The 26817-nt window shown below is 57.9% G+C and carries 27 protein-coding genes; 8 read left to right on the top strand and 19 right to left on the bottom strand.

Annotation, left to right across the window (positions count from 1 at the left end):
- Window positions 1-15: 15 nt before the first annotated feature.
- The 7 genes from nrdF to BLU64_RS12955 all read right to left on the bottom strand — a co-directional run bounded on the left by nrdF (window position 16) and on the right by BLU64_RS12955 (window position 6134).
- Entirely contained in the window at window positions 16-978 is a 963-nt protein-coding gene (gene nrdF, locus BLU64_RS12985) for a class 1b ribonucleoside-diphosphate reductase subunit beta (protein ID WP_074728946.1), read from the bottom strand.
- A 22-nt stretch (window positions 979-1000) separates the two neighbouring features.
- The gene (nrdE, locus tag BLU64_RS12980) at window positions 1001-3130 is read right to left on the bottom strand and encodes a class 1b ribonucleoside-diphosphate reductase subunit alpha (protein WP_099049231.1); all 2130 of its coding nucleotides are present in this window, start codon (window positions 3128-3130) and stop codon (window positions 1001-1003) included.
- Complete coding sequence (gene nrdI, locus BLU64_RS12975; RefSeq protein WP_026741217.1) at window positions 3130-3537, bottom strand: class Ib ribonucleoside-diphosphate reductase assembly flavoprotein NrdI; 408 nt, start codon at window positions 3535-3537, stop codon at window positions 3130-3132. Before nrdI ends, nrdE begins: the two co-directional genes overlap by 1 nt.
- Before the next feature lie 9 nt (window positions 3538-3546).
- Entirely contained in the window at window positions 3547-3780 is a 234-nt protein-coding gene (gene nrdH, locus BLU64_RS12970) for a glutaredoxin-like protein NrdH (RefSeq protein ID WP_026741216.1), read from the bottom strand.
- A gap of 210 nt (window positions 3781-3990) precedes the next feature.
- The gene (speD, locus tag BLU64_RS12965; RefSeq protein WP_026741872.1) at window positions 3991-4785 is read right to left on the bottom strand and encodes an adenosylmethionine decarboxylase; all 795 of its coding nucleotides are present in this window, start codon (window positions 4783-4785) and stop codon (window positions 3991-3993) included.
- Between the two features lie 29 nt (window positions 4786-4814).
- Window positions 4815-5678, bottom strand: coding sequence for a polyamine aminopropyltransferase (gene speE, locus BLU64_RS12960; RefSeq protein ID WP_026741873.1), 864 nt, complete (start codon window positions 5676-5678; stop codon window positions 4815-4817).
- A 108-nt stretch (window positions 5679-5786) separates the two neighbouring features.
- On the bottom strand, window positions 5787-6134 hold the full coding sequence (locus BLU64_RS12955) for a YacC family pilotin-like protein (RefSeq protein WP_026741874.1): 348 nt from the start codon (window positions 6132-6134) through the stop codon (window positions 5787-5789).
- Between the two features lie 255 nt (window positions 6135-6389).
- Here BLU64_RS12955 and BLU64_RS12950 point away from each other — a divergent pair, with 255 nt between their 5' ends.
- Window positions 6390-7988, top strand: coding sequence for an ABC transporter permease (locus tag BLU64_RS12950; RefSeq protein WP_074728944.1), 1599 nt, complete (start codon window positions 6390-6392; stop codon window positions 7986-7988).
- 7 nt (window positions 7989-7995) lie between these two features.
- Entirely contained in the window at window positions 7996-9060 is a 1065-nt protein-coding gene (locus BLU64_RS12945) for an ABC transporter ATP-binding protein (RefSeq protein ID WP_051625451.1), read from the top strand.
- Here the strand turns inward: BLU64_RS12945 and BLU64_RS12940 are convergent.
- Both BLU64_RS12940 and BLU64_RS12935 read right to left on the bottom strand, forming a co-directional pair.
- Window positions 9041-9433 carry a DUF6515 family protein gene (locus BLU64_RS12940; RefSeq protein ID WP_026741876.1) on the bottom strand — a complete coding sequence of 131 codons (393 nt, stop codon included), beginning with the start codon at window positions 9431-9433 and terminating at the stop codon, window positions 9041-9043. The two genes, BLU64_RS12945 and BLU64_RS12940, sit on opposite strands and share 20 nt — an antisense overlap.
- Before the next feature lie 48 nt (window positions 9434-9481).
- Window positions 9482-9820 carry a hypothetical protein gene (locus BLU64_RS12935; RefSeq protein ID WP_026741877.1) on the bottom strand — a complete coding sequence of 113 codons (339 nt, stop codon included), beginning with the start codon at window positions 9818-9820 and terminating at the stop codon, window positions 9482-9484.
- Between the two features lie 333 nt (window positions 9821-10153).
- Here BLU64_RS12935 and hpt point away from each other — a divergent pair, with 333 nt between their 5' ends.
- On the top strand, window positions 10154-10684 hold the full coding sequence (gene hpt, locus BLU64_RS12930; protein WP_026741878.1) for a hypoxanthine phosphoribosyltransferase: 531 nt from the start codon (window positions 10154-10156) through the stop codon (window positions 10682-10684).
- A gap of 77 nt (window positions 10685-10761) precedes the next feature.
- Here hpt and can read toward each other — a convergent pair whose 3' ends face one another.
- Window positions 10762-11421, bottom strand: coding sequence for a carbonate dehydratase (gene can / locus BLU64_RS12925; RefSeq protein ID WP_074728942.1), 660 nt, complete (start codon window positions 11419-11421; stop codon window positions 10762-10764).
- 112 nt (window positions 11422-11533) lie between these two features.
- Between can and BLU64_RS12920 the strand changes: the two genes are divergently transcribed.
- Genes BLU64_RS12920 through BLU64_RS12910 form a run of 3 tightly spaced genes read left to right on the top strand, consistent with a single transcriptional unit; the run spans window position 11534 to window position 14529 of the window.
- Complete coding sequence (locus tag BLU64_RS12920) at window positions 11534-12472, top strand: ABC transporter ATP-binding protein (RefSeq protein WP_026741880.1); 939 nt, start codon at window positions 11534-11536, stop codon at window positions 12470-12472.
- A complete protein-coding gene (locus BLU64_RS12915) occupies window positions 12469-13239 on the top strand; it encodes an ABC transporter permease (RefSeq protein ID WP_026741881.1) in 771 nt (256 codons plus the stop codon). Before BLU64_RS12920 ends, BLU64_RS12915 begins: the two co-directional genes overlap by 4 nt.
- Before the next feature lie 57 nt (window positions 13240-13296).
- Entirely contained in the window at window positions 13297-14529 is a 1233-nt protein-coding gene (locus tag BLU64_RS12910; RefSeq protein ID WP_074728940.1) for a polysaccharide deacetylase family protein, read from the top strand.
- A 48-nt stretch (window positions 14530-14577) separates the two neighbouring features.
- Here the strand turns inward: BLU64_RS12910 and panD are convergent, their stop codons facing one another.
- The 9 genes from panD to thpR form a co-directional block, all read right to left on the bottom strand.
- A complete protein-coding gene (gene panD / locus BLU64_RS12905; protein WP_074728938.1) occupies window positions 14578-14958 on the bottom strand; it encodes an aspartate 1-decarboxylase in 381 nt (126 codons plus the stop codon).
- A gap of 20 nt (window positions 14959-14978) precedes the next feature.
- Window positions 14979-15833: a pantoate--beta-alanine ligase gene (gene panC, locus BLU64_RS12900; protein WP_026741884.1), complete on the bottom strand. Its 855-nt coding sequence runs from the start codon at window positions 15831-15833 to the stop codon at window positions 14979-14981.
- A gap of 15 nt (window positions 15834-15848) precedes the next feature.
- Window positions 15849-16643, bottom strand: coding sequence for a 3-methyl-2-oxobutanoate hydroxymethyltransferase (gene panB, locus BLU64_RS12895; protein ID WP_026741885.1), 795 nt, complete (start codon window positions 16641-16643; stop codon window positions 15849-15851).
- 91 nt (window positions 16644-16734) lie between these two features.
- Complete coding sequence (gene folK, locus BLU64_RS12890) at window positions 16735-17229, bottom strand: 2-amino-4-hydroxy-6-hydroxymethyldihydropteridine diphosphokinase (RefSeq protein ID WP_026741886.1); 495 nt, start codon at window positions 17227-17229, stop codon at window positions 16735-16737.
- The gene (pcnB, locus tag BLU64_RS12885) at window positions 17229-18635 is read right to left on the bottom strand and encodes a polynucleotide adenylyltransferase PcnB (RefSeq protein WP_217630046.1); all 1407 of its coding nucleotides are present in this window, start codon (window positions 18633-18635) and stop codon (window positions 17229-17231) included. The genes folK and pcnB overlap by 1 nt, the downstream gene beginning before the upstream one ends.
- A 68-nt stretch (window positions 18636-18703) precedes the next feature.
- Window positions 18704-19621 carry a tRNA glutamyl-Q(34) synthetase GluQRS gene (gene gluQRS / locus BLU64_RS12880; protein WP_026741888.1) on the bottom strand — a complete coding sequence of 306 codons (918 nt, stop codon included), beginning with the start codon at window positions 19619-19621 and terminating at the stop codon, window positions 18704-18706.
- A 77-nt stretch (window positions 19622-19698) separates the two neighbouring features.
- Entirely contained in the window at window positions 19699-20154 is a 456-nt protein-coding gene (gene dksA, locus BLU64_RS12875) for an RNA polymerase-binding protein DksA (protein ID WP_026741198.1), read from the bottom strand.
- Between the two features lie 161 nt (window positions 20155-20315).
- Window positions 20316-21038, bottom strand: coding sequence for a DNA/RNA nuclease SfsA (gene sfsA, locus BLU64_RS12870; protein ID WP_026741889.1), 723 nt, complete (start codon window positions 21036-21038; stop codon window positions 20316-20318).
- A 5-nt stretch (window positions 21039-21043) separates the two neighbouring features.
- Window positions 21044-21580, bottom strand: a complete 537-nt coding sequence (thpR, locus tag BLU64_RS12865; protein WP_026741890.1) for an RNA 2',3'-cyclic phosphodiesterase — start codon at window positions 21578-21580, stop codon at window positions 21044-21046.
- A 74-nt stretch (window positions 21581-21654) separates the two neighbouring features.
- Here thpR and hrpB point away from each other — a divergent pair, with 74 nt between their 5' ends.
- Entirely contained in the window at window positions 21655-24099 is a 2445-nt protein-coding gene (hrpB, locus tag BLU64_RS12860; protein WP_026741891.1) for an ATP-dependent helicase HrpB, read from the top strand.
- Window positions 24100-24200: 101 nt separating this feature from the next.
- Window positions 24201-26684, top strand: coding sequence for a bifunctional glycosyl transferase/transpeptidase (gene mrcB / locus BLU64_RS12855; RefSeq protein WP_074728934.1), 2484 nt, complete (start codon window positions 24201-24203; stop codon window positions 26682-26684).
- Window positions 26685-26817 lie beyond the last annotated feature (133 nt).

Here is a 26817-nt window from a genome sequence, read left to right as displayed (position 1 = left end):
TCATGGCTTGGGCGACTAAAAATCCCAGTCTTCGTCTTCCGTTTCGACGGCTTTGCCGATGACATACGACGATCCGGAGCCGGAGAAGAAGTCGTGGTTCTCGTCGGCGTTCGGCGACAACGCGGCCAATATCGCCGGATTGACGTCCGTCATACTGGCGGGGAACAGTGCCTCATAGCCGAGATTCATCAGCGATTTATTGGCGTTGTAGTGCAGGAACTTCTTCACGTCTTCCGTCAGACCCACCTCGTCATACAACGCTGCGGTATAGTCCACCTCGTTGTCGTAAAGGTCCTGCAACAGCTCGTAGGTGAAGGTTTTGATCTGCGCCTGACGGGTGGCATCCACCCGCTTGAGTCCCTGCTGGAACTTGTAGCCGATGTAATAGCCGTGGACCGCTTCATCGCGAATGATCAAACGGATAAGATCCGCCGTGTTGGTCAGACGTGCGCGGCTGGCCCAATACATGGGGAGATAGAAGCCGGAGTAGAACAGGAACGACTCCAGAAACACGCTGGCGACTTTCTTCATCAGCGGATCGTCATGCTCATAATGCTTGAGGATCAGGGCGGCTTTATTTTGCAGCGCTTCGTTCTGTTCGCTCCACAGATAGGCGTCGTCCACTTCGCGGGTTTGGCACAGCGTGGAGAAAATCGCGCTGTATGAACGGGCGTGTACGGCTTCCATGAAGCAGACGTTAGACAGCACCGCCTCTTCATGCGGCGTAATCGCATCCTGCATCAGCGACGGCGCGCCGCGCGTGTTTTGCAGGGTGTCCAGCAACGTCAGGCCGGTAAACACTCGAATGGTCAGCTGTCGCTCCTGAGCGGTGAATTGCGCCCAGGAAGGAATGTCGTTCGACAGCGGAATTTTTTCCGGCAGCCAGAAGTTGGCGGTCAGGCGATTCCAGACCTCCAGATCTTTGTCATCCTGCGGCCGGTTCCAGTTAATGGCCCGTAGCGGGGGGAGTTTGCTCATAGCGTTAGTTCCGTCAATAAAATCACAATGCGCAGGATACGCAGCCTTCAATCTCTGTGCCTTCCAGCGCCATCTGACGCACCCGGATGTAGTAGAGAGTTTTAATCCCCTGTTTCCAGGCATAAATCTGCGCCTTGTTGATGTCGCGGGTAGTGGCGGTATCCGGGAAGAACAGCGTTAACGACAGCCCTTGATCCACATGCTGGGTGGCTACCGCATAGGTATCGATAATTTTCTGCGGGCCGATGTCGTAGGCGTCCTGATACAGCGCCAGGTTTTCATTGGTCATGAACGGCGCCGGATAGTACACCCGCCCGATTTTGCCTTCTTTACGGATTTCAATGCGCGACACGATGGGATGAATGCTGGCCGTGGCGTGATTGATGTAAGAGATGGAGCCGGTGGGCGGGATCGCCTGCAGGTTCTGGTTATACAGACCTTTCGCGATCACGCTGTCCCGCAGCTGCTGCCAGTCGTCACGGTTCGGCAGGTGAATGCCGTTGTCAGCGAACAGCGCGCGAACTTTCGCCGTGGCGGGCTGCCAGTCCTGCTGGAGGTATTTGTCAAAGAACGCGCCGCTGGCGTAAGTGGACAGTTCGAAGCCCTTGAAGGTTTCGCCCCGTTCGATAGCCAGTTGGTTAGAGGCGCGCAGCGCATGGTAGGCCACGGTGTAGAAGTACATATTGGTGAAGTCCAACGCCTCTTCCGAGCCGTAATACATGCCTTCCCGCGCCAGATAGCCGTGCAGGTTCATTTGCCCGAGGCCAATGGCGTGGGACTCCGCGTTGCCTTTCGCAATCGAAGGCACCGCGTTAAGCTGGCTCATATCCGAGACGGCGGTCAGCCCGCGCACGGCGAACTCCACCGCGCGGCCGATGTCCTTGCCATCCATCACATTCGCGATGTTGAGCGAGCCAAGGTTGCAGGAGATGTCCTTCCCGATCTTCCGGTAGGTGAGATCTTCCTCATATTCGCTCGCCTGGTTGACCTGCAAAATTTCCGAACACAGGTTGCTCATGTTGATGCGACCGTGGATCGGGTTGGCTCGGTTGACCGTGTCTTCGAACATCATGTACGGATAGCCGGATTCGAATTGGATCTCGGCCAGCGTCTGGAAGAATTGACGCGCGCTGATGGTCCACTTGCGGATCGCCGGGTTATCGATCATCTCCTGATATTTTTCGCTGATGGCGATTTCCGACAGAGGCTGACCGTAAACCTGCTGAACGTCATAGGGTGAAAACAGGTGCATGTCTTTGTTTTCACGCGCCAGATGCAGCGTGATATCCGGGATCACCACGCCGAGCGACAGGGTTTTGATTCGAATTTTCTCGTCCGCGTTTTCACGCTTGGTATCAAGGAACTGTAAAATATCGGGGTGGTGAGCGCTCAGATAGACCGCGCCCGCGCCCTGACGCGCACCGAGCTGATTGGCGTAGGAAAACGCGTCCTCCAGCATTTTCATCACGGGGATGATGCCCGATGACTGATTCTCAATCCGTTTGATGGGGGCGCCGGTTTCGCGGATATTGCTGAGCGTGAACGCCACGCCGCCGCCGCGCTTGGACAGTTGCAACGCGGAGTTGACGGCCCGGCCGATGGACTCCATGTTATCTTCGATGCGCAGCAGGAAGCAGGAGACCAGCTCGCCGCGCTGCTGCTTGCCGCAGTTGAGGAAGGTCGGCGTGGCGGGCTGGAAACGCCCGGTCATCATCTCATCGACCAACGCGCGCGCCAGCGTCTCATCGCCGCGCGCCAGCGTCAGCGCAACCATACAGACCCGGTCCTCAAACCCTTCCAGATAACGTTTGCCATCAAAACTTTTCAGCGCATAGCTGGTGTAAAACTTGAACGCGCCGACGAAGGTTTTGAAACGAAATTGATGGCCGTAAGCCTGTTGGAACAGCGCTTTGATAAACGCGGCGTCGTACTGGGCCAGCACGTTGGCCTCGTAGTAATTCTCCTCCTGGAGATAGGCCAGCTTGTCTTCCAGCGTGGCGAAGCGCTGTGTTTTGGGCGCGACATGCTGCGCGAGATACTGAGTGATGGCCTGCTGATCCTGTTCCAGCTGAATCCGGCCGTCGGCATCGTAAATGTTAAGCATGGCGTTAAGCGCATGGTAGTCGAGCCCGCTGTCGAGGGGCCGTGTCATCACTGATTCTGCTGTAGCCAAAGGTTGACTCCTTTACGCACGTTTTCCACATCTTCAGGCGTACCGGATAGCTCGAAACGGTACAGGCAGGGGACCTGGCACTTGCGCGCGATGATGTCGCCCGCGATACCGTAGGCTTCACCGAAGTTACGGTTGCCTGCGGCGATGACGCCCCGAAGAAGATGCCGATGGGAAGGGTTGTTAAGAAAGTGGATCACCTGACGGGGCACCGCGCCAATCACGGTGCCGCCGCCATAGCTGGGAACCACCAAAATATAGGGTTGCGTGACCTCTTCCATCACCGCGCTCGGCCGGATAGGGATGCGGATGGCAGGGAGTCCCACTCGGTCGATGAAACGGCTTGTGTTCTCCGACTGACTGGAGAAATAGATCAACAACGGATTCATGAGTGGGCCTCAGACGGCAATCGCACGCAGCGCGTGAATTTTGTCGGGACGAAAGCCGCTCCAGTGTTCCTGCCCGGTCACGACTACCGGCGCCTGCTGGTAACCCAGCGACCGCACATAGGCCAGCGCCTGAGCGTCCTGAGTCAAATCGATTTTATTATAGCCAATCTGGTGCTTGTCGAGCGCTCGACAGGTGGCATCGCACTGCGGGCAGTTGGATTTGCTGTAAACAGTAATGCTCATGATTCGTATTCACCTCTGGGCGCAAAAAAAGGGGGGCGATATGCCCGATCGAGAAGCGATGGCGGTCTGCCGCCGTGGCACACGTCGTGTCGTCTTCTGATAGATAATACTAGATATAGTGGTGAAAAATATCAACCACGCAATATATGGGATTTATAGGGAGGTTAAGCACAAGAAAAGCCTAAGGGCGCGCGCCCTTAGGCTTGGCGGTCACATGGCGGGGATGTTTCTGCCGTAATAAATTTCCTGCATTTCGTGATACAGCAGATCGGTAATCCGCTGATGCTCTTCTGAACTCAGTGCATCCGGGCTGGCGTTGAACAGGTAATGCTTCAGATCGAAATCTTTCAGCATCATTTTGGTGTGGAAAATATTTTCCTGGTAAACGTTCACATCCATCAGGTGATACAGCGACTTCATATCATCCGACATAAAGTTTTGTATGGAATTGATTTTATGGTCGATGAAGTGTTTAACGCCGTTCACATCACGAGTAAACCCGCGCACGCGGTAGTCGATAGTCACAATATCTGATTCCAGCTGGTGGATCAGATAGTTAAGCGCCTTAAGCGGGGAAATGACGCCGCAGGTGGACACTTCGATATCGGCACGGAACGTACACAACCCGCCTTCCGGGTGGCTTTCCGGATAGGTATGCACGCAGATATGGCTCTTGTCCAAATGGGCGACGACCGAATTCGGCAACGGGCCGGGATGTTCGGACGTATCCACGTCGCGCGGATCGACGGGTTCTTCGCTGACCAGAATGGTCACGCTCGCACCCTGCGGCTCATAATCCTGACGGGCTATATTCAGGACGTTGGCGCCAATAATAGAACAGGTTTCGGTCAGGATTTCTGTCAAACGGTTCGCATTATATTGCTCGTCGATATAGGCAATATATCCATCGCGATCGGCTGGCGTTTTGGCATAACAGATATCGTAGATACAAAAACTCAGGCTCTTGGTCAGGTTGTTAAAGCCATGTAGTTTCAGCTTTTGCAATTTAATTCACCCCCTTATGGATGCGATGATCAGCGCGCGGCCGACAGAGCATTCAGTAGATACTGCGGCAGGGCAAAGCTGCCGACGTGGATGGCCGGATTATAGTAGCGGCAATCAATACCCGTTGCGGCAAAGCGTTCTTGCAGACTTTCCGGGCTAAGTTGGCGTAAAGCCGGGTTGTTGCTCGCCCAGGCGAAGGTCATGATCCCGCCGTAATAGGTTGGGATCGCAGCCTGATAGAAGCTGACGTCGCTAAAGTAGTGGCTCAGCTTGTTGTGGCTGGTGACCGCTTCATCCTGCTGGAGGAAACAAACGCCGTTTTGCGCCACAAAAATACCGCCGTCGTTCAGGCAGCGTGCGCAACCCTCGTAGAAGTCGGAGGTAAACAGGCTTTCTCCGGGACCAATCGGGTCGGTGCAGTCGGAGATAATGACGTCGAATTTTTCCTGACAAGCTTTGACGAAGTTTACGCCGTCGTCGATGACCAGACGGAAACGGGGATCGTCATAGGCGCCCGCGCTGTGATTCGGCAGGTACTGCTCGCAGAACTCCACCACGCCGGCGTCGATTTCAACCATCGTGATCTGTTCTACGCCGCGATGACGACAGACTTCGCGCAGCATGCCGCCGTCGCCGCCGCCGATAATCAAGACGCGTTTGGCATTGCCATGCGCCAACAGGGGCACGTGAGTCAGCATCTCGTGATAGATAAACTCGTCACGTTCGGTGGTCTGCACCACGCCATCGAGCGCCATCACTCGTCCCAGTGCGGCGTTTTCGAAAATAATCAGGTCCTGATGGTCGGTCTTTTCGTGATAGAGCACATTGTCTACAGCAAAATACTGACCGAAGTTGGCATGGAGTGTTTCATACCAAATTTCTTTCTGGGACATGTTAGTGCTTCCTCCGCGATAACAGCCATGAAAATTGGCGCGCTATGATAGCTAACTCTTATTAGGCTTGCACGGTCAAATTTCACGCAGTGCGGGGGATTTAGACAATTACTGAGTATTCGCCAGCAGACTGAGCGAATTTCGGGCCAGTGACTGGCATTTTTTGGGCGTGGGGATGGCGATGCCGCTTAAATCGCGATAGCTGGATTCGCCTAGGGTGATCATGTCGTAAGTGTTGTAGTTGCTCAAATCCCAGCGGTTCTGCTGTGCAAATCCCACCAGCGCGCGGCGAATTTGCTCGTTGGGCAGATCCTGGTAGCCACAGTTATTTTTCAGATACACGAAGATAGCCGTCAGATCGGCGAGATCTTCGGCTTCGAATTCGTTCAGTGCTTGACTGGCGGAGGAGACGCTTAACAGACTCAGCAAGAGTAGCGCCAGCGCGGATTTTTTCATGGTTTGACCTGTTTCATACTGCCGTTGGTGAGACGTTACCACAGTTATTATCGCGGATTCCAAGTTTTATTAAGCGGTTAAGATGCCCCTCGCCTGCCACGATCAACGCCAGCGCGCAGGCTTTGACCGACCATCAGGGCTAAGTATCGACCAATAGCCGGATTAGTGCCTTTTTCTTGCAGATTGATTTTATGACGACCGAGTTATGCTCTGTTATTAATCGTGTTATCTGAAACTTTTTCTATGCTTTTACCTATGAATCTCAGTATCTGGCGCGTCAGTAGCGGGTGGTTGGCGGGGATGCTGCTGTTTCCTGTATGGGCAGTGGCTGTGCTGGCCGTGGTTGAACCCGGCATGGGCATGGCTTCCCTGTGGGCGATGTTGCCGCGCTATGGGGGAAATACCCTGACGATCATGGCGGAGAGCGCGGCAATCAGTTTATTGCTGGCGCTTCCGTTCGCCCTGATCATGGCCCGATATCGTTTCCGGGGACAGCGTTGGCTACACTTGGCGCTCCTGCTGCCTCTGGCCATGCCCGCCTATCTGCTGGCGGCCGTGTACGGCGAACTGCTGGAGTTCGGCGGTCCGGTCCGGCAAACCTTCTATGCGCTCTCGTTCGCCAGCCTGTCCGGATGGGGGAGAGACTGGAGCCTATCGCTGCGGCAGGTCAGCTGTAGCGCGTGCCTTGCGCTGTCTTTGTTCCCTTATCTTTATCTGCTGTTGCGCGCTACGTTAATGAGTCTGCCGGAGAGCGTGATGCAATCCGGGCGGCTGTACTGTCCCTCTGCGCTACGGCTGTTTTTTCGCGTGCGATTTCCCCTCATTCGTCCGACGCTATGGCTGGGGCTTGCTGTGGTGGCACTGGAGTCCGTGTCGGACTACGGCGCGGCGAGCTATTTTTCTGTGCCGACGCTGACGACCGCCAGCCTGGATTTCTGGCGCGACAAGGCCCAATTCGGGACTGCGGCGCGCATGGCGCTGCTCCTGTTGCCGCTGATCGTGCTGCTCGGGGCGATCGCGCGTCACGGTCGCCTCTGGCAGGTGCGTTACCAGCGTCCCGCATCGCCTTACCCGATTGAACGACCTGAGGCGCCGGTCTGGCTCCGCCGCGTCACGCTGTGGGCCGGATGCGGACTGATGCTGCTGGCGTTCGGCGTACCGCTTCTTTGGCTGGCCCGCCACTGGCTGACGACGACGGTCACGCTTTGGACGCTGCCGCTGCTGCTGGCGATAATCAACAGTGTACTGGCGGCGTCGTGCGCGACGCTGATTTCGCTGGGACTGGCGATGATGTATCTGTTCGACAAGCGGACCGCCGACAATCCCGCGTTTCGGCATCCACTGCGCTGGCTGGGTTTCAATCGTGTGTTGCCGGGCAGTCTGGCTGGGATGGGCGTGCTGGTAGCGCTCATGCTGATTGATTCGCGCGGCATGCCGCTCGCAATGGGCGTCTTGTCCGGCTCGGTATTGATGTTGATCCTGGTCTATAGTGTGCGGGGCGCCAGCCTCATCATCGCCCCTCTGCACCAGCAGCTGCGCCAACTTCCGGCGGGAATGAACGCCATGAGTCGAACGCTGGGCTATTCAACGGCGCAAAACGTGTGGCTGAACGTGTTTCCATCCGTCCGCGGCACGCTGCTCGTGGGGGCGCTGCTGGTCTGGAGCGAGGGTCTGCGAGAGCTGAATGCTTCGCTGCTGTTGCAGCGCGTCAACGTCGACACTCTGTCGACCTATGTGTTCGGCTTTGTTGAATCCGATCAGCTGGCATGGGCCGCCGCGCCGGCGTTTCTGCTGGTCTTGCTCGGCGTGCCGCCGTTATTCGGACTTCATCGTTTGCTACAGAGGGAAGGATAAATTCCGCATGACCCAACCTGATATCTTGTCGGTGCGCGAACTGCACTGCGGTTACCCATCTCATCCCGTCCTGGACGGCGTCACCTTTTCCATTCATGAAAGCGAACTGGTCTGCCTGCTCGCGGAAAGCGGGGAGGGCAAGAGCACCTTACTCAAGGCGATTACCGGGCTGATCGCACCGACGCAGGGCCAAGTTGTACTGGCGGGAACGCCCGTCAACGGCCAGCCTCCATATTCCCAGTCCGTTGGGATGGTGTTTCAGGATGACGCGCTGTTCCCGCATCTGACCGTGATGGAGAACGTCCGCTTCGGGATGCAGCATATCCCCGGTAACGAGTCGCGCCGCGTGCTGGAGGAGTCTCTGGCGCTGATGGGCGTCACGGACGTGGCGCAGCGTTACCCGCACGAATTGTCGAAAGAGCAGTGTCTGCGGGGCGCGCTGGCCCGTACGCTGGCCTGTCGCCCCTCGCTTTTGCTGCTTGATTCGCCGTTCACCGGCATAGACAGCCAGCATCGCTACCCGTTGCTGACGCAGCTGCGCCGATTACTGAAGCAGCGCCATATCGCGGCGCTGTACGTGACCACCGAAAGAGAAGACGCCTTTGCTTTCGCCGACCATCTGATGCTGATGCGCAAAGGCCATTTGGTCCAGCAAGGCGTTTCCGCGGACTTATATTACCGACCGGTGAATCGTTACACCGCGGACTTCATGGGCTACGGCAATTATCTGCCGGTGAAGATTACCGGCGACAAGGACTGGAAGAGCTTTCTGGGCCAGCACCATTCGGCGCGATCGCTGGGGCTGGAGCCGGGGATGATGCGAGACTGGCTGGTGCGTCCGCAGGAAATCGCACTGGCGTTAGATCCTGAAGGCACGGCGGTGATAGAGGATCGTTTGTTTCTGGGGACGAATAACCTATATCAGGTGAGAATTGGGGATGATGTGCTGCAGGTGCAGACCAATAACTGGTTTGAGCCAGACCAGCCGGTCCGGCTCAGTATTCGTACAGAGCAACCGGTCTTTTTCCCTCCGCAGGAGGGAAAAACCGTGATTACAGGCCCGGCGGCCTAGGGACTTCGATGTAATCGCCTTCAATGGTGTGCCGGTAGTAGCGTCCGTTTTTAACGTAGAAACGTTCGCCGTTGACGTCCAGCACCGTCATCGTATTCGTGGTCTCGACATTTTCCGGGTTGTTGACCACGACATACCCCTCCTGATCCGGACGATAAAATATCCCGTTCAGTACGTAGTAGGTCAGCCCGGCTACCAGCACGGTTTCGACTCCAGGCGGTAGATGGTCGTAGTGAAAGCCGGGGCCGGGGCCGGGGCCAGGGCCATGATCGTGACCATGTCCATGCCCATGCCACATATCCGGGCCGCCAGGCGCGGCAAAGGCCGAAGGCATGAGGCTCAGCACGGCGAAAGCTGTCACTAATCTTTTCATACGAAATTCCTGTGTTGCCATGAGACGATTAAGTAAACCTTAGCAGGTTCACTTATCCGCAGCGCCTTTTTGGGGTGCGGGCGGCACTTCACGTACGCTGACGCTGACTTCATAGGTTTTGCCGATGCCGGCAGGCACGTTGGAAACCAGTTTGTTCACCCCCGCGACCGGATCGTTGGTCTGTAGAGAGGCCTGATACAACGCTGGCGGCATCGGAGGGAACGGCGGATGGTGCGGCATACGGTCATGGTCTTTTTCGCCGTGGCCATGCCCCTCCATCTGCGGCGCGCCCTGTTCCGGATGCGCAAAGGCGCTGGGCAGGGTCGCGAAAAGAGAGCAAGCGGCGATGGCGGCAGCGATGCCATAACGTTGGGTCAATGTTTTCATAAATGCACCTCTTCAGTAGGAATAGCCCTATATAAGAGCATTCATCGTCCAAGGGGCAACCGGCTTTACCCAGCTTTATCCAGGCATAACACAATCCTGATTATTTTGTTCAAACGTTGCGGTCAACGCGTTTTTTTTAGCGATATTCCTACGATCAAACAGGAAATACGCCGCACGCATTTAGGCTCAAGCATGAAAGCGCCTGTTAGTGGAAAGGGGCTTTTGCTATACTCCGCGGCCATATCTTCTGGTGCGCACAGGTCGCGTATTCAGCATCGGGGTATGGCCTGCGAGGCGATACAGAACACTTCCTTTCAATGAGTTTTCAATATGATGAAACACACCGTCGACGTCATGATCTCCGAACAGGACATCAAAGCGCGTGTAGCCGAACTCGGTCGCCAAATCAGCGCGCATTACCAGAACAGCCAGAGCGACATGGTGCTAGTGGGATTATTGCGAGGCTCGTTCATCTTCATGGCAGACCTGTGCCGGACGTTGGAAGTGTCTCACGAAGTCGATTTCATGACGGCATCAAGCTACGGCAACAGCATGAATTCGACCCGTGACGTGAAGATTCTGAAGGATTTGGACGAGGACATTCGTGGCAAAGACGTGCTGATCGTGGAAGACATCATCGACTCCGGCAACACGCTCAGCCGTGTGCGGGAAATACTGCAACTGCGCGAACCGCAGTCCCTTGCCATCTGCACGTTATTGGATAAACCGTCACGCCGTGAAGTCGACGTGCCCGTCGAGTGGGTCGGGTTCTCCATTGAGGACGAATTCGTGGTGGGTTATGGCATCGACTACGCGCAGCATTATCGTCACCTGCCGTATATTGGCAAGGTTGTGCCGGAGTAAGCTTCCTGGGCTTGCCTGTTGGAGAGAATGAAAAAGCCGCGCTCAACAATCGCCGTTGGCGCGGCTTTTGATTTCGATTAGTCTGGCCGGGAAGATGACAGCAGTGAGGACATCGTCCGGCGATAGCGCTGTTCCAGCGATTCGCGGCTGGTGGCGGTCACTTCCAGATCGCTCAGCCGACCGTCCTGAATGCCGTAAACCCAGCCGTGGATCATTACCTTCTGGCCCCGTTTCCAGGCGGACTGCATGATCGTGGAGTGGCCGAGGTTATATACCTGCTCTACCACGTTGAGTTCACACAGTTTGTTGAAGCGCTCTTCGGGAGGCAATTCTCCCAGCAGAGAGCTATGCTTGTACCACAGATCGCGGATATGCAGCAGCCAGTTATTAATCAGCCCCAGCTCGGGGTTTTCCACCGCGGCCTGCACGCCGCCGCAGCCATAGTGACCGCAGATGATGATGTGTTCGACTTCTAACACTTCGACCGCATATTGCACGACCGACAGGCAGTTTAGATCGGTATGGATCACCAGGTTGGCGACGTTACGGTGAACAAATAGCTCTCCCGGCTCCAGGCTGGTCAGGCTCTCAGCGGGAACCCGACTGTCCGAACATCCAATCCATAGAAAACGCGGGCGCTGCGCCTGAGCTAATCGTTCAAAATAACCCGGATCTTCCTTCACCATCTTTTCGGACCAATTCTGGTTATTAGCGATGAGCGTTTCGATTGTTTTCATGAAAGTAAATGACCTGTAACAACAAATGGCAGTGGAGTTAATATAGAGCAATCACTGGGTTTTTAACATTGAAAACTGACGTACACACTGACAATAAGGCATCCATTTTCTTATGACGTATGCATTGGAACTAGCAAAATTAAGCAAGACTTATCCAGGAGGAGTCAACGCGCTGCGAGGGATCGATTTACAAGTGGAGGCCGGCGACTTTTATGCGCTGCTCGGCCCGAACGGCGCCGGGAAATCTACCACTATCGGCATCATCAGCTCACTGGTGAACAAGACCTCAGGTAAAGTTAACGTCTTCGGTTACGACATTGATCAGGACATCGTTAACGCCAAACGCCAGCTGGGGCTGGTGCCGCAGGAATTCAATTTCAACCCATTTGAAACCGTTTATCAGATTGTGACGCATCAGGCGGGTTACTACGGCGTCGATCGCAAAACGGCTCAGCAACGCGCCGAAAAATACCTCAATCAGCTCGATCTATGGGGAAAACGCAATGAACGGGCGCGCATGTTGTCCGGCGGCATGAAGCGACGTTTGATGATCGCCCGCGCCCTGATGCACCAGCCCAAACTGCTGATCCTCGATGAACCAACGGCTGGGGTGGATATCGAGCTGCGCCGGTCCATGTGGGGATTTCTGAAGGAGCTGAACGCGCAAGGCACCACCATTATTCTCACCACGCACTACCTCGAAGAAGCGGAAATGCTGTGCCGCAACATCGGCATCATCCAGAACGGCTTGCTGGTGGAAAATACCTCGATGAAGCAGTTGCTCTCCAAAGTGCAGTCGGAAACGTTCATTCTCGATCTGGCGTCCAAAAGCGCATTGCCGCGCCTGGATGGCTACCCGCACCGGCTGGTGGATACAACGACGCTGGAGGTCGACGTGAAACGGGATCAGGGCCTGAACGGCGTGTTCAGCCAGCTGAGCGCGCAGGGCGTCCAAATTTTGAGTATGCGCAACAAGGCTAACCGGCTGGAAGAGCTGTTCGTCAATCTGGTTAACCAACATGGAGAATATGCCACCGAGGAGAAAGCATGAGCAGGTTGTATTGGATCGCGTTGCAGAGCATCTGGACCAAAGAAGTGAATCGTTTCGCCCGTATTTGGGTGCAAACGCTGGTGCCGCCGGTTATTACTATGACGCTTTATTTCATCATTTTCGGCAACCTGATCGGTTCGCGCATCGGTGAAATGCATGGTTTTACCTATATGCAGTTCATCGTGCCCGGCCTCATTATGATGTCTGTCATTACGAACGCCTATGCCAACGTCGCTTCGTCATTTTTCAGCGCCAAATTCCAGCGCAACATCGAAGAACTGCTGGTTGCGCCAGTGCCGACGCATATCATCATCGCCGGGTATATCGGCGGCGGGATGACGCGCGGGATCTGCGTGGGGATTTTGGTGACCGCCGTGTCGCTGTTCTTCGTGCCGCTGCATGTGCATGCCTGGTGGATGATTGTGGTGACGCTCTTACTGACCGCGATGCTGTTTTCGCTGGCCGGTCTGTTAAACGCGGTGTTTGCCAGAACCTTTGACGACATCAGCCTTATCCCTACCTTCGTGCTGACGCCGTTAACCTACCTGGGCGGGGTCTTTTACTCGCTCACGCTGTTGCCGCCAATTTGGCAGTCGGTCTCCCAGCTGAATCCCATCGTGTACATGATCAGTGGTTTTCGCTACGGCTTCCTGGGGATCAATGATGTCTCGCTGACGTTGACGCTGGGCGTGCTGGTGAGCTTCATCATCGTCTTTTACGTGCTGGCGTGGTGGCTTATCCAACGGGGACGCGGCCTGCGCGGCTAATGTGTTCGCCTCCTTCGGGGGGCGTTTTAATTATCGGCATCAATAAGTCAATTCTCAATGCACGTTCAATCCACGGCGGCTATTGGCATCGCACTCCTGACGTTGCTGACCGGGGTCAATGCCTTATCTCGCCACGACGAACCGTTTTCCGAATACCGAACGCTCATCCGCGACAGCGACGTCTACGCGTCGATTGGCGATAGCGTGAAAATCGTCGCCGCCATCAAACGCGGCGAGATAGTCCGGGTTTATCCCGGAACCGAGGAACGCGATGCGCTGACCTTCGGGTTCGGCAGCGGATTCGTTGATAAGCACGCGCTGGGCGAGCCTGTCGACGCTCCCCCGGCACAGGTCAGTCTAATGACGCCGTGTCCTCGGCGTAATCTCATCACGTCGCGACCGGTGACGCTCTATACGGCGCCGGATGACGATAGCCCGACGATGGGGATGATGGCAGGAAATCTGCGCTATCCCGTTGCAGGGCAAATTCACGATCGATTTAATCACCTCTGGTATGAAATCTTCCTGGGCGATAGGCCTGTGTTTGTCAGGGAGCAAGACAGCGAACTGGATCACGGTATTCCGGTGCTGACATATCACTACCTGCTGACCGACGTCGAAAACACCCATTTTCTGCACACGTCGACGACGACGTCCGATGACGCGTTCAATCGCCAGATGGCCTACCTGAAAGAGGCGGGCTACACGACGCTTTCGCTATATCAGTTGGAAGATTACCTGCACAATCGTATCAACCTGCCGGGCAGGGCGGTGGTGCTGACATTTGACGACGGGCTCAAGTCCGTGTGTCGCTACGCCTATCCGCGGCTCAAGCAGTATGGCTTTCACGCCACCGCGTTCATTATCACCTCGCGCATCAAACGGCATCCGCAGCCGTGGGATCCGGACTCGCTCCAGTTTATGAGTATCGACGAGCTACAGCAGATCGCTGATGTATTCGATCTCCAGTCACATACCCATTTTTTGCATCGCCTCGGTCCCGCCCATCGGCCGGTCTTGTTGAGTCGCACGCTGCGTAATATCGAGCTGGATTTCGAGCATACGCGGCGCGCATTGTCGCCGTTTAACGCTCAGGTGTGGTATCTGTCCTATCCTTTTGGCGGTTACTCCCCGACGGCGGTTCAGGCGGCGAAGGCTGCGGGTTTTCATATGGCGTTGACGACGCAACAGGGAAAAGTGCTGCCGGGGGATAATCCGTTTACGCTGAAAAGACTGTTTCTGCTGCGTACAGACTCTATTGAGACAATGGCGGCGCGGCTGGCCAACTAGCGAAGGATCTTGAGGAGAAACGGCGCCGCAGATACGACGCCGTGGAGATCAGGCTAACTGCACCGGAATGGCTTTGGCAGTGCGCTGGAGTTGGTTGTTGTCGTTGAAATAGGCGACTTTCGGGTGGTGAGTGCGGGCCTGTTCGTCTGACATTTGCACGTAGGAGCAGATGATCATACGGTCACCGACGCAGGCGCAGCGTGCGGCCGCGCCGTTGACGGAAATAATGCGCGATCCGCGTTCGGCGGCGATAGCATAGGTGGAAAACCGCTGGCCGTTATCCACGTTGTACAGATCGATGGCCTCGTATTCCAAAATGCCGGCGGCATCCATGAAGTCGAGGTCGATGGCGCAAGATCCTTCGTAGTGTAGGTCCGCCTGGGTCACTTTGACCCGGTGTAGTTTGCCTTGCAGCATAGTTCTTATCATAAGCGAATACCGGGTGTTGATTATGCGGTGAGATCCACCTGCAGGTTGTCGATAAGCCGCGCTTTTCCGAGCCACGCAGCCATGAGAATGACGCCGCGCGCGCTTTCTGTCGTCAGCGGTTCCAGCGAGTCCGCATCGCGGATAAACAGTTCATCCGGCGTAAAGCCCGCATTGCGTAGCGCCTCTTCCGCTCGCCCCAGAATTTCGTCAATCTGCCGATTGCCGGTGGCCAGTTCTTCCGCGATGGTATGCATAATTCGCGGCAGCTGAGGCGCCAGTTTGCGCTCTTCAGGCGTGAGGTAGCCGTTACGGGAGCTGAGCGCCAGGCCGTCTTTCGCCCGGACAATCGGGACGCCCACGATGCTGATGTCGTATCCCATATCCGCCACCATCCGACGGATCAGCGCCAACTGCTGGTAATCCTTTTCGCCAAAGCAGGCGACATCCGGCTGCACCAGATTAAACAGTTTGCTGACTACCGTGGCGACGCCGCGGAAATGGCCGGGACGGCTGGCGCCCTCCAGCATCTGCGACAGACCGGGGACTTCGACAAAAGTCTGCTGATCCAGTCCGGCGGGATAGATGTCCTGCGCGGCCGGCGCGAAGACCAGATCGGCTCCGCGTTGGGTCAGGCGCTCGCAGTCTTCTTGCAGCGTGCGCGGATAGCGATCCAGGTCGTCCGCGCGTTCAAACTGCATCGGATTGACGAAGATGCTCACGATGACGATATCGGCGCTCGCTTTGGCGGCGTCAACCAGCGCCATATGGCCGTCATGCAGATTCCCCATTGTGGGGACCAACGCCACTCTCTTCCCTTCTTGCTGCCAGCGCCGGACTTCGCGCCTTAGCAAAAGGGGCGTTTCAATAATTAACACTCCGCTTCTCCTGCGTTAGTGAAAGGCGTGCTGGTCGTCAGGGTACAGTCCCTGCTCTACTTCCTGCACGTAAAGACGAATGGCCGAGGGGATGTCTTCCGCCAGGGCCAAAAAGTTTTTGGCAAAGCTTGGCGTTTGCTCGCCGCTGATACCCAATGCGTCGTGCATCACCAGAATTTGTCCGTCGGTCACGTTACCTGCGCCGATGCCGATCACCGGGATCGTCAGCGCGTCGGTGATGCGCTGGGCCAGCTCGACCGGTACGCACTCCAGCACCATCATTTGCGCGCCGGCGCGCTCCAGCGTGATCGCGTCTTCCAACAGCTGCTCCGCGGCGGTATCACCACGGCCCTGCACCTTGTAGCCGCCGAAAATATTGACCGACTGCGGCGTCAGGCCCAGATGGCCGCACACCGGTACGGCACGTTCTGTCAGCATCTGTACGGTAGGCACCAGCCAGCTGCCGCCCTCGATTTTCACCATGTTGGCGCCTGCTCGCATTAATTCGGCCGCTTGCTGACAGGCTTGCTCCGGCGTGGCGCAGCCCATAAACGGGATGTCGGAAAGCAGCAGACACCGCGGCGCGCCGCGTCGGACACAACGGGTATGATAGACCATATCTTCGAGCGTCACGGGGATCGTAGAGTCGTTCCCCTGCACGGTCATTCCTAAGGAGTCGCCCACCAGCATGACTTTGATGCCTTGTTCATAGAACTGACGGGCAAAGCTGGCGTCATAGGCGGTGATAGTGGCGAACTTTTTACGGGCTTGCTTCCACTGGCGCAGATGGGTGAGGGTCGTTGGTTTCATGGCTGCCTTCCTGAATAAAAATGAGGACGTGAAAAGGGGCGGCGATATTCTACTGGAAATGGCAAGGCAGTGGGCCGCTTTACGGCTGCGGTTATCGCGCTAAGTGATCCCACAGGGTCAGCCCGTTGGGCGGTACGAGCGTCAGGCGATCGGCCAAGGCTTCACCGTCGGGGAAAATCAGCATCGGGGCAATATCGGCCAGCGGATAAAGCATGAATTCGCGATTTTTCATATCGTAGTGGGGGACAATGAGGCGCTCGGTGTTGATGACCTTATCGCCGAACAGCAGGATGTCCAGATCCAGCGTGCGAGGCCCCCATCGGTGCGCCTTACGCACGCGCCCCTGCTCTCGCTCGATGCGCTGCGTGTGGTCCAGCAGCGCTTCCGGCTCAAGCTCGGTGTGAAGCTCCGCCACCGCGTTAAGGTAATCCGGTTGATCTTGCGGACCCAGCGGGCGGCTGCGGTAGAAGGGCGAGCAGCGAACCCGCCGGGTAAGCGGAATCGCGTCCAGCGCTGTCAGCGCGGCATGTACCTGTTGTAACGGCTGCGACAAATTGCTGCCGAGCGCCAGATACACGCACGTCATTATTGTTGACCTCGGCGCGGCGCTGCCGGGCGCTTGCGCGGACGACGAGAGCGGCGGTGCGGCGTAGGGCCGTCATCCAGCGAATTCAGTAAGACCTGCTGCCGCGGCGGCGCAGCCACCTGGAATTCGCCCCACCACTGCGCCAGACGCTGCAGCTCCGGCTGATGTTCGATTTCAGCGCGCAGGCACAGCAGGTCGTAAGCCGCTCGGAATTTGGGGTGCTCCATCAGCTTGAAGGCGCGTTTTCCCTGACGGCGAGACAGGCGCAGCTGCAATTGCCAAATATCGCGGATCAGCGAGGTAATGCGTTTGGGGATGGAGAGTGAACGGCATTGCTCGTCGAGGATATCGTTCATCGCCAGCGCGAAGGCTTCGAAATAGGCCAGACCGCTTTCCTGCGCCAGCTTCTGGGCGTGCTCGATCAGCGGATACCAGAGCATGGCGGCAAACAGGAATGCCGGGTTCACGCGCATGTTATTCTGGATACGCTGGTCGGTGTTCTTCAGCACCTGCACGATCATCCGCTCCATCGCGGTTTCGCCGGTGTCGGTGAAGTTGCGGCTGATCAGCGGGAACAGCGGTTGGAACAGCTGGTATTCGCACAGCAGTTCATACGTCGGATGGCCGTAGCCTGCCTGTAGCAGCTTAAGCGACTCTTCAAACAGGCGAGCCGGCGGAATATCGTGCAGCAACGAGGCCAGACGCGGGATCGGCTCGGCGGTTTCCGGGCTGATGGTCATATCCAGCTTGGCGGCGAAACGCACGGCGCGCAGCATTCTCACCGGGTCTTCGCGGTAACGTTTTTCCGGCTCGCCGATCAGGCGGATGATGCGCTGATTCAGGTCGCTCAGCCCATTGGTGTAGTCGCGCACGGTGAAGTCCGCGCTGCTGTAATAGAGGCTGTTAATGGAAAAGTCGCGACGTTGGGCGTCTTCTTCGATCGTGCCGAAAATGTTATCGCGCAACAGCATGCCGTTCTGCCCCTGCTGGGACGTGTTTTTCAGCAGCTGTTCCTGATGCTGTTCGTGATGACCGCGGAACGTCGCGACCTCGATCACTTCAGGACCGAACATGACGTGAGCCAGGCGGAAACGGCGTCCGACCAGACGGCAGTTGCGGAAGAGTTTGCGAACCTGTTCCGGCGTTGCGTTGGTCGTGATATCGAAATCTTTGGGCTTTTTGCCTAGCAGCAGATCACGTACGCCGCCGCCGACAAGGTAAGCCTCATAGCCTGACTTGTTCAGGCGGTAAAGTACTTTCAGGGCATTATCGCTAATGTCACTGCGTGAAATAGTATGTTGGTCACGCGGAATGACCGTCATGGACTCGCGCGGTGCTGAGGAAGCGCCGGACTCGTTCTCACGGTTCAGTACCTTACGACAAAAATTAGCTACTCGGGTAAAGATAATACACCTCGATAATGATGAAAAATGAACGGCCCAACCAAAAAATAGCGGCTAATCATAGCTCACCCTCAGCGCTTTGAGAATGCTGATGTGATTTTGGGCAAAGGAATCGCCGCTTCCGTTGGTATGGTCGCGAGAGACCAGTGGGTCTCGGCCCACGTCAAAAGCGCCGCAAGCGTCAGGTCCTGCCAGCTTTCCGGCAAGGGTTGGCGTAGAAACGCAAGCGCCTGCGCCAATGTCGGCCGCGGATCGCTCTGGGGCAGCGGCGGGGCATGATTTTGTTTGGATAACTTTTTGCCTGCCGCGTCCAGCGCCAGCGGCAGATGTATATAGTCCGGCGCGTCCCACTCGAGTTGACGAAACAGCGACAGCTGGCGCACGGTGGGTTCGATCAGATCCGCCCCGCGGACGATTTCCGTCACGCCCTGATCGCGATCGTCCACCACCACCGCTAAATTATAGGCGAACAGGCCATCGCGGCGATGAATGATGAAGTCTTCGCGCGCCAGCGCCGGGTCCGCGTCCAACCAGCCGCGCAGACGGTCGTGGAAGCGCATGACCGGGCGGGTCTGCGTCAGCCGCAGCGCGGCGTTATCCGGTCCGTGCGCCAGCGTGCGACAGTGGCCGTCGTAACGGCCGCCGAGACGCTGTATTCGCCGACGTGTGCAGGTGCAATAGTAGCAGCGTCCCTGTTGTTTGAGGCTGTCGAGGATCTGGCGGTAGCGGTCGTGGCGCTGAGACTGGTAAACGATGTCGCCATCCCAGTGGAGACCGTAGTGCTCCAACTGGCGCAGAATGCGCGAGGCGGCGCCGGTGACTTCTCGAGGGGGATCGATATCTTCGATGCGGACCAGCCAACGTCCCCCGCAGGCGCGAGCCTGCAGGTAGCTGCCGAGAGCGGCTATCAGGGAACCGAAATGCAGATCGCCGGACGGAGAAGGGGCAAAGCGTCCGACGTAATGATTTTCTCGATGTAATGCGGACATACTACTGCGGGAGCGTCATGTCGAAGAAGGTCATATAAAGAAACGGGAAGGCCGAAGCCTTCCCGTTCAGGAATAGATCATCCTGCCATTTGTTTTTCGCGTATTTCCGCCAGCGTTTTGCAGTCGATGCAAAGGTCGGCGGTCGGACGGGCTTCCAGTCGGCGGATACCAATCTCGACACCACAAGAGTCGCAGAAGCCGAAGTCTTCGTCTTCGATTTTTTGCAGCGTCTTGGAGATCTTCTTAATCAGCTTGCGCTCGCGATCGCGGTTACGCAGTTCCAGGCTGAATTCTTCTTCCTGGGCCGCGCGGTCAACGGGGTCTGGGAAGTTAGCAGCTTCGTCCTGCATGTGTGATACGGTGCGATCAACTTCGCCACGCAGCTGGTTGCGCCATGCATCCAGGATGCGCTTGAAATGCGCCAGCTGAGCGTCGTTCATGTATTCTTCGCCCGGCTTTTCCTGGTATGGCTCCACTCCGGCAATCGCGAGGATGCTCAGAGAGGATGTCTTACGGTTTTGCCCTTCTTGCATGTTGCTTCTCCTACATAACACGACACGCAGTATCGATCCCCGAGGGGAAAAAACAGGCCGCTATAAATAACAGATGGACGTTGGGTTGGCAATCATTCCTGACACCGGCCTGATAAAGTGTGAGGAAGCGTTTAATTCATCCGTAAACATAACCTATCACGCTATTCGCGTATCGCCGCCATGTTATCGAATGGTAACGGGCCATTGACTGTCATCCCTGTCGCAGCAAGATGGGTCCCGTAACAGAGGATTTCAACCCCTAGTTGCTGTGCCTGCCATAATAATTCTGCATAACGTCTGTCTATGTGGCCGGCGGGAGAGACCCGCGTGATGCCGGAATGCATCACGGCGAAAAAGAGAACAGCGCGCGCTCCGCTGGCCGCCATGTACTGTAGTTCACGGAGATGTTTTTGTCCTCTCAGCGTCACCGCATCAGGAAAATAACCCTGTGCTTGTTGCAATAATGTGACTGATTTGACCTCGACATAGCAGTCCGCTTTTCCCGGCGTCTTGAGCAGAAAGTCGATGCGGCTGCCCTCTTCGCCATAGCGCACTTCGCTTTTCAGCGAGTCGTAGCCGTTCAAGGGCGGAATCTCTTGCGCCAGAATCGCCTCACGGACCACCTGATTGGCGCGTAACGTATTGACGCACAGTAGATCGCCGGCCTGCGTCTCGGTGAGTTCCCAGGTGCAGGGATAGCGGCGCTTGGGATTCTCGGAGGTGGCGTACCAGACGGTATCGCCCGGCGTGGCGCAGCCGGTCATCGCGCCGGTGTTCGGGCAGTGGATCGTCATGACGTCGCCGGCGGGCGTGACCACATCAGCCAGAAAGCGTTTGTAGCGTTTAATCAGCGTCGCGGGCTGCAACGGGGGCGAAAACTGCATAGTGATTACTCTTTGGCGATAAGCGGCCAGCTTGCCAACGACCGATAACGGGTTCTGCCGTGTTCAAACTGCGATTCATACAGGGAGAAGCTGTCGACCTGCGTCGACCAGCCGAAGGTGGCGGGCGGCAAGGCCACAGGGTGGGTCGCCCCGCGCAGCAGGGTGACGTGCGGATGAAACGGCTGCAGACTTTGGCGGCAGCCGTGACGCGCCGCCTGCGCCCGCAACAGTTCCGCCAGCTGCAACAGACCGCGCGGCGCGCGGCGACATCCCAACCAGACCACGCCTGGACGCGGCCAGTGACCCGCGTCGTCAAGCGTCAGGGTGAACCCCGGCTGACGAATACGCCCTGCCAGTGATTGCAGCGCGCGCTGCTGACCGTCGCCGACCTCGCCCAGAAACGCCAGCGTGAGATGGAGATTGGCCGCCGCTATCGGACGCCCCGCCTGCATCGGGAAATGCGCTGCGCGCCAGCGGATAATCTGGCGGCGGGTGTTTTCCGGCAGCGGCAGGGCAAAAAACAGGCGGCGGGTGGCAGTCATGACGCTCTCTCTATAATAGGGTGCTCCGATGCTACAATGCGAGCCGCTTAAAGTTAATCATTACGGAGAATTCTGTGAGTTTACCGCCCGTCAGCGAGGTGCTGGATGACGTCATCCACGCGTTGCGCCAGTCGCCTCAGGTGTTGCTGCATGCGCCGACCGGCGCCGGAAAATCCACCTGGCTGCCATTACAGCTGTTGCAGGCTGCCGAACTGCCCGGTCGTATCATTCTACTGGAGCCGCGCCGTCTGGCGGCCAAAAGCGTCGCGTTCCGGCTGGCGGAACAGCTGGGAGAAACGCCCGGACAGACGGTGGGCTATCGGATGCGCGCCGAAACCTGCTGTAGTACGCAGACGCGGTTGGAGGTGGTGACCGAAGGTATTCTGACGCGGATGCTGCAACAGGACGCCGAGCTGGAAGGCGTCTCTCTGGTGATCCTCGATGAATTTCACGAGCGTAGCCTGCAGGCCGACCTCGCGCTGGCGCTGCTGCTTGATGTGCAGGCGGGACTGCGCGACGACCTCAAACTGCTGATTATGTCGGCCACGCTCGACAACGATCGTCTTTCTTCTTTATTACCGGATGCGCGCACGGTCAGTTCCGAGGGGCGCGCCTACCCGGTGACGCGATACTTCCAGTCGCCGGGCGCGCATGAGCGTTTGGAGATTTCGCTGGCCCGACTGATTGCGCAGGTGCTACAGCAGGAAAGCGGTTCGATGCTGGTCTTCCTGCCGGGCGCGGCGGAAATCAAGCGGTTGCAGCTTCTGCTGAACGAACGCATCGCGGCGGATATCGACCTGTGTCCGCTGTATGGCGCGCTGGCGCTGGCGGAGCAGCAGCAGGCTATTCGTCCGGCGGCGGCGGGGCGGCGCAAAGTGGTGCTGGCGACCAACATCGCCGAAACCAGCCTGACGATTGAAGGGATCCGCGTGGTGGTCGATAGTGGTCTGGAGCGCGTTGCGCTGTTCGACGTCAAAAGCGGCCTGACGCGGCTGACGACCCAACGAATCAGTCAGGCGTCCATGACGCAGCGCGCGGGCCGGGCGGGACGTCTGGAGCCGGGCGTGTGTTGGCATCTGTGCACGAAAGAGCAGGCGGAGCGCGCGGCGGCGCAGAGCGAGCCGGAGATACTGCATAGCGACCTGTCGGGCCTCTGGCTGGATTTATTGCAGTGGGGGTGTCGCGACGTCGGCCAGCTCACCTGGCTGGATACTCCGCCCGCGCCGGCCCTGTCCGCTGCTCAGCGTCTTTTGCTGCAACTGGGCATTGTCGACGATCGGCAGCAGTTGACGACCACCGGCAGGCAGATTGCGGGTATCGGCAGCGATCCGCGTCTGGCGGTGATGCTGCATGCCGCCGCGCGGGAGGGCGGCGACGCGCTGTCCACGGCGGCGCTGCTGGCGGCCATCATTGAAGAGCCGCCCCGCAGCGGTTCGCCGAATCTGTTCGATGGTCTGCGCCGTCCGGCCGGTCATTGGCAGCGTCGGGCCTCGCAGCTGGCGCGGCGGCTGGGCGGGGCCAAAGGCCGTTTTGACGACGGGTTGGCGGCGGCGTTGCTGGCGCAGGGCTTCGCTGACCGCCTCGCCCGACGGCGGGGTCAGGACGGTCGCTACCAGTTGGCGAACGGCGTCGGCGCCCAGTTGGCGGTGGACGATCCGCTGACGTCCTACGAGTGGCTGATCGTCCCCGCGCTGATGCACAGTCCACAGCATGCCGATGCGCGAATTCAGCTGGCGCTACCGGTGGATATCGACCGCTTGCTGCAACATTTGCCGGGGTTGTTAAGCGAGCGGAATATCGTGCACTGGGATGAAGAAAAAGGTACGCTGCGCGCCAGTCGGCGTAGCCAAATCGGCTGTCTGACGCTACGTACTCAGCCATTGGCGAAACCCTCCGACGACGACCTGCAGCAGGCAATGCTGAACTGGCTGCGCGAGCAGGGGTTGTCCGTTTTGAATTGGGACACGGCGGCTTTGCAGCTGCGCGCTCGTATTCAGTGCGCCCGTCAATGGTTGCCTGAGGTCGAGTGGCCCGCCGTGGATGACGACGCGTTGCTGACAACGCTGGAACAGTGGCTCTTGCCTTCGTTGACGGGCGTGCGCGATCGCCGAGGGCTGAATCAGCTCAACCTGGCGGAAGCCCTTCACCGCTGCCTGGACTGGCGACAGAAACAGCGTCTGGATAGCGCGTTGCCAAGCCATTACACGGTGCCCGGCGGCAGCCGTTTGCCTATCCGCTATGCTGAAGGTACCGCGCCGGCGCTGGCGGTGCGGTTGCAGGAAATGTTCGGCGAGCGGGAAAGCCCACGCGTGGCGGAGGGCCGGGTAGCGCTGGTGCTGGAACTGTTGTCACCGGCTCAGCGTCCGCTGCAGATCACCCGCGATCTGGCCGCCTTCTGGCAGGGCGCCTATCGCGATGTGCAGAAAGAGATGAAAGGGCGTTATCCCAAACACGTCTGGCCTGACGACCCGGCTAACGCCGTGCCGACCCGGCGCACTAGAAAGTATCAGAATCAGTAATTTCGGACGTTTCCCCCTTTCTTGAGGAAGGCGGGAGACACAGAGTAGACGGCCAGGTACTGCACGGGTGCCGTTAGCAACCTGATGGAGATGTCACAGCAATGGCTCGGGACGATCGCGAACCTATCGGGCGCAAGGGAAAAGCGCCGCGAAAACCTACACGTAAACAGGTGGTAAGGCGTCGCAGGGATGACGATGACTATGATGATGATTACGAAGAGTATGATGATTATGATGACGAGGACGACGAAGAAATGAGCCGCAAGCCTGGCAAAAAGCGCCGCTGGCTGGGGCTGGCGCTAAAACTGCTGCTGGTGTTCGTGGTCGTCATGGCGGTCTACGGCATCTATCTTGACAGCGAAATTCGCAGCCGCATCGACGGCAAGGTTTGGCAACTCCCGGCGACGGTTTACGGCCGGATGGTGAACCTTGAACCCGGCATGTCCTACAGCAAGCAGGAAATGGTGCATCTGCTGGAAGGGATGCAGTATCGCGAAGTCACCCGCATGACCCGCCCCGGCGAGTTTACGGTGCAGGCCAACAGCATCGAAATGCTGCGTCGTCCGTTCGATTTCCCGGATGGCAAAGAGGGTCAGATCCGCGCCCGTCTGGTGTTCAACAACGATCGTCTGTCGCAGATCCAGAATCTGGATAACCAGCGCAGCTTCGGTTTCTTCAGGCTCGATCCTAAACTGATCACCATGCTGCAATCGCCGAACGGCGAACAGCGTCTGTTCGTTCCTCGGGCAGGGTTCCCCGATCTGCTGGTGGATACGTTGATCGCGACCGAAGACCGTCACTTCTACGAGCATGACGGCATCAGTCTGTTTTCCATCGGCCGAGCTGTGCTGGCCAACCTGACCGCAGGACGCGCGGTGCAGGGCGGTAGTACGCTGACGCAGCAGTTGGTGAAAAACATGTTCCTCACCAACGAGCGTTCGCTGTGGCGTAAGCTCAATGAAGCCTATATGGCGCTGATCGTGGACGCGCGCTACAGCAAGGATCGGATTCTGGAGCTGTATCTGAACGAGGTGTATCTCGGTCAGAGCGGCAGCGATCAGATCCGCGGTTTCCCGCTGGCCAGCCTCTACTACTTCGGGCGTCCGGTCAATGAGCTGAGCCTCGATCAGCAGGCGATGCTGGTCGGTATGGTCAAAGGGGCCTCGCTGTACAACCCGTGGCGTAACCCGAAACTGACGCTGGAGCGCCGCAATCTGGTGCTGCGTCTGCTGCAAAATCAGCAGGTAATCGACGAAGATCTCTATAACATGCTGAGCGCGCGTCCGCTGGGCGTCCAGCCGAAAGGCGGCGTGATCAGCCCGCAACCCGCATTTATGCAGATGGTGCGTCAGGAGCTTCAGCAGCGGCTTGGCGACAAGGTCAACGACCTGTCCGGCGTGAAGATCTTCACCACGCTGGACCCGGTATCGCAGGATGCCGCCGAACGCGCGGTGGAAACAGGCGTTCCTGCGCTGCGTGCCGCGCGTAACGTGGGCGATCTGGAAGCGGCGATGGTGATCGTCGACCGTTTCAGCGGAGAAATCCGTGCGATGGTGGGCGGCGCCGATACCCAATTCGCCGGTTTCAACCGCGCGCTACAGGCGCGTCGCTCGGTCGGCTCGCTGGCGAAACCCGCAACCTATCTGACGGCGCTTAGCGACCCCGATCACTATCGCCTCAATACCATGCTGGCGGATGCACCGCTGTCGCTGAAACAGCCGAACGGCGCGATATGGGAGCCTAAGAACTACGATCGTCAGTTCCGCGGTCAGGTGCTATTGGTGGATGCGCTCGCCAACTCGCTGAATGTCCCAACGGTGAATCTGGGGATGGCGGTTGGGCTGGATCAGGTCAGCGCCACGCTGCAGCGATTGGGGATCCCCAAAGAGGTGATTCAGCCAGTGCCGTCCATGCTGCTGGGGGCGATCAGCCTGACGCCGATGGAAGTCGCGCAGGAGTACCAGACGATTGCCAGCGGCGGCAACCGTGCCCCGCTGTCGGCGGTACGCTCTGTGATCGCGGAAGACAATACGGTGCTGTATCAGAGCTTTCCACAGGCGGAACGCGCCGTACCGGCTCAGGCAGCCTATCTGACGCTGTACGGTATGCAACAGGTGGTTGAACGCGGGACGTCCCGCTCGCTGACGGCGAAATTCGGGCGCTATCATCTGGCGGCGAAAACCGGGACGACCAACGACCTGCGCGACAGCTGGTTCGCCGGCGTGGACGGCAAGGAAGTGGCGATCGCCTGGGTGGGGCGAGACAATAACGGCCCTGCCAAGCTGACCGGCGCCAACGGCGCGCTGACCCTCTACCGCCGCTATCTGGAAAACCAGACGCCGCTGGCGTTAACGCTGACGCCGCCGGAAGGCATCAGCACGATGACGGTCGATGGCAACGGCAATGTCATCTGCAACGGCAGCGCGGGCCGCGTGCTGCCGGTCTGGAGCGATAACCCGCAGTCCCTGTGCCAATCTGCGCCTCAGACGGTGCAACCGCAGGAAGGCCAGCAGGGTGGACAGCAAGATGAGCAGAAAGACGGACAGGGCGTCGCCGGCTGGATCAAAGAGATGTTCGGGCAGTAATGCCGCCTAAGGCGTGACTATCGCCCTGACCTTCAAAGCCCGCAACTTGGTTGCGGGCTTTTTGTTATCAGGCTCAACCGCCAGAGAGAACGCGTAATGGTTTCTGGATGAGAGAGTCTGAATTCCCCTCCCA

It is taken from the genome of Lonsdalea quercina (assembly GCF_900107885.1).
Taxonomy (GTDB): domain Bacteria; phylum Pseudomonadota; class Gammaproteobacteria; order Enterobacterales; family Enterobacteriaceae; genus Lonsdalea; species Lonsdalea quercina.
The sequence above is the reverse complement of the archived record's forward strand: the minus strand, read 5'-3'. Positions and strand labels throughout refer to the sequence as shown.

What these genes read in the sequence shown, in the direction of transcription:
- sfsA (WP_026741889.1), bottom strand. Translation starts at nt 21,038, where the DNA reads ATGCAGTTTTCGCCCCCGTTGCAGCCCGCGACGCTGATTAAACGCTAC.
- dksA (WP_026741198.1), bottom strand. Translation starts at nt 20,154, where the DNA reads ATGCAAGAAGGGCAAAACCGTAAGACATCCTCTCTGAGCATCCTCGCG.
- BLU64_RS12940 (WP_026741876.1), bottom strand. Translation starts at nt 9,433, where the DNA reads ATGAAAAGATTAGTGACAGCTTTCGCCGTGCTGAGCCTCATGCCTTCG.
- speE (WP_026741873.1), bottom strand. Translation starts at nt 5,678, where the DNA reads ATGTCCCAGAAAGAAATTTGGTATGAAACACTCCATGCCAACTTCGGT.
- panB (WP_026741885.1), bottom strand. Translation starts at nt 16,643, where the DNA reads ATGAAACCAACGACCCTCACCCATCTGCGCCAGTGGAAGCAAGCCCGT.
- nrdF (WP_074728946.1), bottom strand. Translation starts at nt 978, where the DNA reads ATGAGCAAACTCCCCCCGCTACGGGCCATTAACTGGAACCGGCCGCAG.
- mrcB (WP_074728934.1), top strand. Translation starts at nt 24,201, where the DNA reads ATGGCTCGGGACGATCGCGAACCTATCGGGCGCAAGGGAAAAGCGCCG.
- BLU64_RS12915 (WP_026741881.1), top strand. Translation starts at nt 12,469, where the DNA reads ATGAGCAGGTTGTATTGGATCGCGTTGCAGAGCATCTGGACCAAAGAA.
- BLU64_RS12935 (WP_026741877.1), bottom strand. Translation starts at nt 9,820, where the DNA reads ATGAAAACATTGACCCAACGTTATGGCATCGCTGCCGCCATCGCCGCT.
- BLU64_RS12955 (WP_026741874.1), bottom strand. Translation starts at nt 6,134, where the DNA reads ATGAAAAAATCCGCGCTGGCGCTACTCTTGCTGAGTCTGTTAAGCGTC.
- nrdI (WP_026741217.1), bottom strand. Translation starts at nt 3,537, where the DNA reads ATGAATCCGTTGTTGATCTATTTCTCCAGTCAGTCGGAGAACACAAGC.
- nrdH (WP_026741216.1), bottom strand. Translation starts at nt 3,780, where the DNA reads ATGAGCATTACTGTTTACAGCAAATCCAACTGCCCGCAGTGCGATGCC.
- gluQRS (WP_026741888.1), bottom strand. Translation starts at nt 19,621, where the DNA reads ATGTCCGCATTACATCGAGAAAATCATTACGTCGGACGCTTTGCCCCT.
- hpt (WP_026741878.1), top strand. Translation starts at nt 10,154, where the DNA reads ATGAAACACACCGTCGACGTCATGATCTCCGAACAGGACATCAAAGCG.
- thpR (WP_026741890.1), bottom strand. Translation starts at nt 21,580, where the DNA reads ATGACTGCCACCCGCCGCCTGTTTTTTGCCCTGCCGCTGCCGGAAAAC.
- BLU64_RS12950 (WP_074728944.1), top strand. Translation starts at nt 6,390, where the DNA reads ATGAATCTCAGTATCTGGCGCGTCAGTAGCGGGTGGTTGGCGGGGATG.
- can (WP_074728942.1), bottom strand. Translation starts at nt 11,421, where the DNA reads ATGAAAACAATCGAAACGCTCATCGCTAATAACCAGAATTGGTCCGAA.
- BLU64_RS12920 (WP_026741880.1), top strand. Translation starts at nt 11,534, where the DNA reads ATGACGTATGCATTGGAACTAGCAAAATTAAGCAAGACTTATCCAGGA.
- BLU64_RS12910 (WP_074728940.1), top strand. Translation starts at nt 13,297, where the DNA reads ATGCACGTTCAATCCACGGCGGCTATTGGCATCGCACTCCTGACGTTG.
- BLU64_RS12945 (WP_051625451.1), top strand. Translation starts at nt 7,996, where the DNA reads ATGACCCAACCTGATATCTTGTCGGTGCGCGAACTGCACTGCGGTTAC.
- panD (WP_074728938.1), bottom strand. Translation starts at nt 14,958, where the DNA reads ATGATAAGAACTATGCTGCAAGGCAAACTACACCGGGTCAAAGTGACC.
- nrdE (WP_099049231.1), bottom strand. Translation starts at nt 3,130, where the DNA reads ATGACACGGCCCCTCGACAGCGGGCTCGACTACCATGCGCTTAACGCC.
- folK (WP_026741886.1), bottom strand. Translation starts at nt 17,229, where the DNA reads ATGACGTGCGTGTATCTGGCGCTCGGCAGCAATTTGTCGCAGCCGTTA.